Consider the following 6,347-nt stretch of genomic DNA (forward strand, 5'->3'; position numbering starts at 1 on the left):
ACGTGAGCCCACCACGGACACCCGACGCCGCCGACGAGGCCGAGCAGCGTTTCCGGGCGCTGTACGCGAGCGTGCACGCCGACGTCGTCCGCTTCGTCCGCCGGCGCCTGCCGAGCGAGCAGGTCACCGCCGCCGAGGACGTCGTCGCCGACGCCCTGCTGGTCGCGTGGCGCCGCTTCGACGACGCCCCCCGCCGCCTGGACGCCCAGCGCGCCTGGGTCTTCGGCATCGCCCGGAACTGCCTGCTGACCTCGCGCAGAGGGAGCAGCCGCCGCGACGCGCTCGCGGTGCGCGTCGCCGATCGGAGCGCTGGGGCGGCCGACTCCCCCCTCGACGGGCTCGTCGCGGGCCTCGACCTCGCCGCGGCCTGGCGCCGCCTGTCCCCCGGCGAGCAGGAGGTGCTGGCCCTCACGGTCTTCGACGAGCTCACCTCGTCGCAGGCCGCGCTCGTGCTCGGCACCACGCCTACCGCTTACCGGCTGCGCCTCATGCGGGCCCGCCGAGCGCTGCGGACGCTGCTCTCCGACGCGGACACAGGCACCACCGCAGGCCTCGGCGTCGAGGAGCCCGTCCGAGGACCACGACACCCCGCCCCGTCCGCCCACGAGCCGCTGGAGGCGACCCGATGAGCTCGACCCACGTCCCCGACGCCCGCATCGACGCTGCCCTGCGCAGCCTGGACGCAGCACCGGGTGTCCCGCTCGACGACCTCGCCCGCGCCCGCGGCGATGCCGCGCTGGAGCGTGCCCTCGCCCAGGGACGGACGCCCGGCGCCGCGTCCGACAGCGACCTGCCGCGGCCGCGGCGCACAGGGCTCCGCGTGGCGACCATCGGTCTCGCAGCCGCCGTCGCTGCGATCGGCATCGCCACCTCCCAGACGCTCGGCGGAGCGGGCACGGCCTACGCCGCCTCGTGGACGCCGGCGCCCTCCGCGGCCAGCGACGCCGACGTCGCCGCTGCCCAGCAGGTGTGCGACGACTCGGCAGCCGAGGTGGCGCCCGAGGGGTCCGATCCGCTTCGGACCCGGCTGGCCGAGCGGCGTGGTGACCTGGTCCTGCTCGCCATGGACGACGGGTCGGCGGCCCCCGCCGTGCTGACGTGCATCGTGGCGCTGCCGCCCGGGGGCGACGCGGAGCCCGTGGGCAGCGCCGGCGGTGGCGGCATGGCGCGTCCAGCCCCGGACGCCGTCTCCGACGCGTCGGTCTTTGAGCGCACCGTCCCGGGTGACGAGCTCTCGGTCATCGACGGCCTCGCCGGCGAGCGCGTCCAGGCGGTCACGGTGCACTCCGCCGACGGGCACGTGGTGGAGGCGACGGTCGCGGCGGGGCACTACGCAGCCTGGTGGCCGGGCCCGGCGATGCGGCGGTCGTCGGAGACGTCCGGCGCGGGCGTCGACGAGGGGTGCGAGGGCGACTACGACGGCGCCCGCCTCGAGCCGGGGTACACGCTCGACGTCACCCTGGACGACGGCACTGTGCTCCGGGGCATCTCCGCCGCCGACCTGTGAGCGGCTCGGACGGGGCCCGCGTGTGACGGCGGTCCCGGGTGTCCCGGGGCCGTCGTCAGTCGAGCACCACGGCAGCAGCCGGCCGGGCCCGGGCCTGTGCCGCGAGCTCGTGCCAGTAGGCCGACGCGGTGCCCGTCTGACGGAGGACGGCGTCGGGCGCGAGCGGCGCCGGCCACAGCTGCATCAGGTACCGGTCGACGACCGGGCCGCCCTCGTCCCGGGCGTCCGCCTGGCGCGCCTCCTCCATGCCCCGCGCGGACCACCGCACCCGGTAGGTCCCCGCCGCGGGCAGGGTCACGGGGTAGCTGTCCTGGAACGCCGACAGGTACATGTCCGCCGCGCCGGTGGTCAGGGAGGCCTCGACCACGTCCTCCCAGCCCTCCTCGGGCTCCGGGGCGGCCTGGAGCGCCTCGACCCGGAGCGGGACGTGGCCGGTGTGCATCCCGGTGACGATAGACAGCCTCTCGGGCTGCGCGGCACCGACCAGCCCGTTGACCTGCCCGACCCTGCCGGCCTCGAGCTCCGCCTCCGCGTCCATGGGCAGCAGGTACAGGAAGCCGTACATGACGAAGACCTCGCCGTCGAAGAGCGTCGGCACGGGTGACCTCCCTGGTGGGCGGGCTGGCTCGCGGGTCGAGGCGGCCGGCTACGGCTACGGCTGTGGCGTCGGGTCGCCGGACGAGGTCGGCGCTGCGCAGGAGAACGTGATGCTGCCGTTCTCGCCGAGGTCGCCCGACCCGACGAGCTCGCCGTCGACGTACGCCTCGACGGGTCCGGGCGGGACCTGCACGCCCGCCGTCCCTCCGGACTGCAGCTCCACGGTGCCCACGACCTCGCCGTCCTGCCGGACCTCCACCAGAGCCGGACCTGTGCGCGAGGGGTCCTCGTCCACGCACACCTCTACGTTCGTGGTGGTGGTCAGCCCCTGGGCGTCGTCCCCGCCGCTGCAGCCCGTCAGCAGGACCGAGGCAGAGCAGGCCAGCCACATCCCGGCAGCGACGCCTGACCGCGGGGTTCGGGGGCTGGGGCGTCGGCGCGGCGGGTGCACGCGAGATCCCACCACAGCGCACCCTGCGGCGTCACGCGTCGCACCCGCCCACGACCGGCGGACGCTGCTGGTCAGCGCAGACGCGCCCGCAGGACCGGGACGCCCTCGCCCGCCAGCGCGCCGAGGGCAGCGCCGCGCCCGGTGAGCGCCAGCAAGAGGGCCTCGGCAGGGCCGCTGACGGTCGGACCGCGCCCGTGCGTCCAGTCGACGTCGTCGGCCTCGAACCGCAGCCCGTCCAGCGTCCCGTCGGCGACCAGGCCGCGGGCGGAGCGGCTGGTCAGGAACGCCAGCGACGTCAGCACCCGGTCCTCCGGCAGGTCGCAGCGCAGCCCGAGCGGCCAGCGCACGTCCAGGCCGTGCACGAGCAGGTCGGTGAGGGGCGCCTCCGGACCGGACCCGGGCGGCGTGAAACGCGACCCTGCCCTCTGCCTCAGCATGTCGACGATCTCGTCGAACGGCCGGCGAGCCTGCCGGCGGGTCAGCCGATCGTTCGCCCGGTCGAAGTCGCCGCGGCAGACCAGCATGGTCAGCAGGAACATCGGCATGCCCACCTGGAGCGGCATGAGCAGGTGCGCGGCGACGTCGTGGACGCTCCAGCCACGGCACAGGCTGGGCGTCCCCTGCTGCTCCGGGGTGAGCCCGGACAGCATGTCGGCCACGGCTCGACGCTCGTCCGCGATGGCCGCGAAGGTGTCCACGGTGGCGAGCGTTCCATCCCGGAGCCGTGCGGGGCGAGACCCAGGTGCCTGCAGACGCCGGCCGTCTCGCTGAGCCGGGCGAGACCCGCCCCGTGGCGTCAGCCGGTGGGCTCGTCGTGGGCGGCGCGGTGGGCGAGGACGTCGTCCATGTGGGTCTCAGCCCACGCCTTGATGGTGCGGACCGCCTCGCGCAGGGAGGCACCCAGGTCGGTCAGCTCGTAGGTCACCGTCACCGGGACGGTGGCGATGACGGTCCGGGTGACCAGGCCGTCGCGCTCGAGGGACCTCAGCGTCTGGGTGAGCATCTTCGGGCTGACCCCCGCCAGCTGCCGGGACAGCTCCGAGTACCGCATCACCCGTCCGCCGTGGGCGCCCGCAGCGTCGGACTTCTGCCCGGAGCCGTCGCCGCCGAGGGCGCACAGCACCAGGGTCACCCACTTGTCAGAGACCCGGTCCAGGAGCTGCCGGCTCGGGCACACGGCCAGGAACGCGTCGTACTCGACCTTGGCCCGGGTCTTCCTCTGGGCAGCCGTCACGGCCATGGGCGTCTCCTCGGTGACCAACACACTCCTGGGTGCCTGCTTCCCGGCGGGGAGCAGCAGCCGCAGACTCGCACAGGCAGCCGGTCACGCCTCGGACGCGAAAGCGGGCAGGCCAGGGCCCGACAGGTCGTCGACGGCAACCCGGCGACCGCACGCGACCAGGAGCAGCGACACCGCCGGACCGCAGACCTCGGGCCCTGTTCCCACGGACAGGTCGGCGTCCGTGGCGACGAGCCGGACGCGCGCGAGCACCTCCTTGGCCCCGCCGAACGAGGCCGGCGTCGAGGCCTGCAGGCGCAGGGCCCGGACCACCGCCTCCTCGGGGTACGCCCGGGCCAGCCCCAGGGGGCGGCGGATGTCCTCACCGTGGACCACCTCCTCGACGAGGCGGCTGTCCAGCGGGGCAGGCGGGGTGGTCGTCCGCGTCGCGACCGCCCTGAGCCGGTCCAGCGTCTGCCGCGGGGATGTGCCGCGGTACCGCTGGACGCCGTCCGCGTTCTGGCGCCCGAAGTCGAACCTGGCACGGGCCATGGCGACGACGAACCCCAGGCGTGTCGTCAGCGCGGAGTCGACCAGGTGGGCGGCGACGTCCTGCACGTCCCAGCCCTCGCAGAGCGAGGGACGCGTCCAGTCCCCCGTCTCGAGACCTTGTAGGTCCTCGATCAGGGCCCGGCGCTCCGCGTGCACCATCGGCCAGACGTCGCCCACAGGTCCTCCTCGTCGAGGACCACCGTGGTCCACCGCGTCGAGCGGCAGACCCACCGGTCCGGGCAGAGTCATCGGCACGGTGCTGGGGCGTGTCGAGGCGTCTCCGGCCCCGCGAGCCAGCACAGGCATCTGGGCAACCGCCAAGTGCCCCCGGGAACGACGAAGGCCCAGCCCGGCGCATCCGCCGACCTGGGCCTTCCTGTCTCAACCGTACGTGCGCCCGGAGGGACTCGAACCCCCAACCTTCTGATCCGTAGTCAGATGCTCTATCCGTTGAGCTACGGGCGCCCGATCGTCGCCAGGCGACGTGCGGACCGGACGAGGATACCGGACCCCAGGGGGTGCCGCGGTACGCCAGACCCGGCCCGGCCTAGCCGGACGATGCGGCCGTCGTCGCGGCGACGGTCCCGGCCGCCACCGCGGCCTGCATGGCTGCCACGGCGCTGCGCACGGCGTCAGCGGCCCAGGCCCCCTCGGCCACCACCTTGGCGCGGGCCTTGACCGCGCGGCGCTCGCGGCCGTCCAGCCCCGGCAGGACGGTGTGAGCCTTGTCGACGGCCAGCAGCAGGGCCGTGAGCGCCGCGGTCCGCTCGTCGGGGGTGAGGCCCACGACGAGGACGTCGTGGAGGCGGGCGCGGACGGCGTCCTCGTGCGCGGAGTCGGCCGCAGGCCACCGGGTGCGCGGGAACAGCCCGAGGACCCGGTCCGACCGGCGCTCGAGGACCCCGCGCCCCTCCAGCCTGTCCAGCAGCCGGGCACGCAGCCCCTTGCCGAGCCGACCGACGAGGTCCTGCGAGCCGCGGGGCCGCTCGGCGACGGTCGCCTGGGCCTGCTCCAGGAGCGGGTCCTCCAGCGGGGCGGCGTCGGCGACGGACACCCGCTCGCGCGCGTACCAGGGGCCGTCACGGGTGAGCTCGACGCGCCCCAGGAGCGCGAGCTCGAGCAGCAGCGCACCCCCGAGGACCAGGTCCGTCCTGGTCCCGTCGAGGGTCTGGGCACCTGTCACGTCGTCGAGCAGGAGCAGCAGCAGGTCCTCCGCGAGAAGGGTCATAAACCTCACGACGGTAGTCCAGGAGCCCCCTCCGGGGCCGCAGCGACACCCGTCCCGAGTTGTCCGGTTCCGCCCGCTCGTGCTCAGGTGGGCCCCGCACCCCCGTCCGCACCAGCGCAGGAGGACCCCTCTATGCCCGCCACCACCCGACCCGCCCGACCCGCCGCACGAGCCCGCCGGGCCCTGGCCCGCCGCCTCGCCCCCGCCCTGCTCATGAGCGCGGCGATGGGCGCCCCTCTCGCCGTCAGCGCCCCCGCGCAGGCCGCCCCCGGCGAGGTCTGGGACCGCCTGGCGCAGTGCGAGGCCAGCGGAAACTGGGCCATCAACACCGGCAACGGCTACTACGGCGGGCTGCAGTTCTACCAGCCCACCTGGGCCTCCTTCGGCGGCCTGGAGTACGCCCCGCGCGCCGACCTGGCCAGCCGCGAGCAGCAGATCGCCGTGGCCGAGAAGGTCCTCGCCCGCCAGGGTTGGGGCGCGTGGCCCGCCTGCTCCCGCAAGCTCGGCCTCACCGACGCCGACAAGGGCACACCGGCGCCGGCTCCCGCGCCCGCCCCGGCGGCGCCCGCGGCCCCCGCGCCGGCCGCACCCACGTACGGCACCTACACGGTGCGCGGCGGTGACACGCTCGGCTCGATCGCGCGCGCCAACGGCACGACGTGGCAGTCGCTGTACGCCGCCAACCGCGACGTCATCGGCGCGAACCCGGGCCTCATCCGGATCGGCCAGCAGCTGCGGCTCGGCGGCGCCCCCGCGCCCGCCCCCACCGCGCCCGCCGCGCAGCCGGCCCCCG

The 6,347-nt window shown here is 75.5% G+C and carries 9 protein-coding genes and 1 tRNA gene; 3 read left to right on the forward strand and 7 right to left on the reverse strand.

Features of this window, described 5'->3' with window-relative positions; all coding sequences use genetic code 11:
* Window positions 1–2 precede the first annotated feature (2 nt).
* Entirely contained in the window at window positions 3–629 is a 627-nt protein-coding gene (locus tag WCS02_RS05450; RefSeq protein WP_340290804.1) for an RNA polymerase sigma factor, read from the forward strand.
* Entirely contained in the window at window positions 626–1,507 is an 882-nt protein-coding gene (locus tag WCS02_RS05455) for a hypothetical protein (RefSeq protein WP_340290806.1), read from the forward strand. The genes WCS02_RS05450 and WCS02_RS05455 overlap by 4 nt, the downstream gene beginning before the upstream one ends.
* 55 nt (window positions 1,508–1,562) lie before the next feature.
* Here WCS02_RS05455 and WCS02_RS05460 read toward each other — a convergent pair whose 3' ends face one another.
* The 7 genes from WCS02_RS05460 to WCS02_RS05490 all read right to left on the reverse strand — a co-directional run bounded on the left by WCS02_RS05460 (window position 1,563) and on the right by WCS02_RS05490 (window position 5,554).
* Window positions 1,563–2,105, reverse strand: a complete 543-nt coding sequence (locus WCS02_RS05460) for a hypothetical protein (RefSeq protein WP_340290808.1) — start codon at window positions 2,103–2,105, stop codon at window positions 1,563–1,565.
* A 54-nt stretch (window positions 2,106–2,159) separates the two neighbouring features.
* Window positions 2,160–2,495 (reverse strand): hypothetical protein, encoded by a 336-nt coding sequence (locus WCS02_RS05465; RefSeq protein ID WP_340290810.1) that lies wholly within the window; start codon window positions 2,493–2,495, stop codon window positions 2,160–2,162.
* 131 nt (window positions 2,496–2,626) lie between these two features.
* A complete protein-coding gene (locus tag WCS02_RS05470; RefSeq protein ID WP_340290812.1) occupies window positions 2,627–3,253 on the reverse strand; it encodes a maleylpyruvate isomerase family mycothiol-dependent enzyme in 627 nt (208 codons plus the stop codon).
* Window positions 3,254–3,351: 98 nt separating this feature from the next.
* On the reverse strand, window positions 3,352–3,795 hold the full coding sequence (locus WCS02_RS05475; protein WP_340290814.1) for a winged helix-turn-helix transcriptional regulator: 444 nt from the start codon (window positions 3,793–3,795) through the stop codon (window positions 3,352–3,354).
* Between the two features lie 84 nt (window positions 3,796–3,879).
* On the reverse strand, window positions 3,880–4,503 hold the full coding sequence (locus WCS02_RS05480) for a maleylpyruvate isomerase family mycothiol-dependent enzyme (protein ID WP_340290816.1): 624 nt from the start codon (window positions 4,501–4,503) through the stop codon (window positions 3,880–3,882).
* A gap of 215 nt (window positions 4,504–4,718) precedes the next feature.
* A tRNA-Arg gene (locus tag WCS02_RS05485) sits at window positions 4,719–4,791 on the reverse strand.
* 82 nt (window positions 4,792–4,873) lie between these two features.
* Window positions 4,874–5,554, reverse strand: coding sequence for a GOLPH3/VPS74 family protein (locus WCS02_RS05490; RefSeq protein ID WP_340290818.1), 681 nt, complete (start codon window positions 5,552–5,554; stop codon window positions 4,874–4,876).
* Window positions 5,555–5,686: 132 nt separating this feature from the next.
* Here WCS02_RS05490 and WCS02_RS05495 point away from each other — a divergent pair.
* A partial coding sequence (locus tag WCS02_RS05495; RefSeq protein WP_340290820.1) for a LysM peptidoglycan-binding domain-containing protein occupies window positions 5,687–6,347 on the forward strand: 661 nt, incomplete at its 3' end.

It is taken from the genome of Aquipuribacter hungaricus (assembly GCF_037860755.1).
In the GTDB taxonomy this organism is placed as follows: Bacteria; Actinomycetota; Actinomycetes; order Actinomycetales; family JBBAYJ01; genus Aquipuribacter; species Aquipuribacter hungaricus.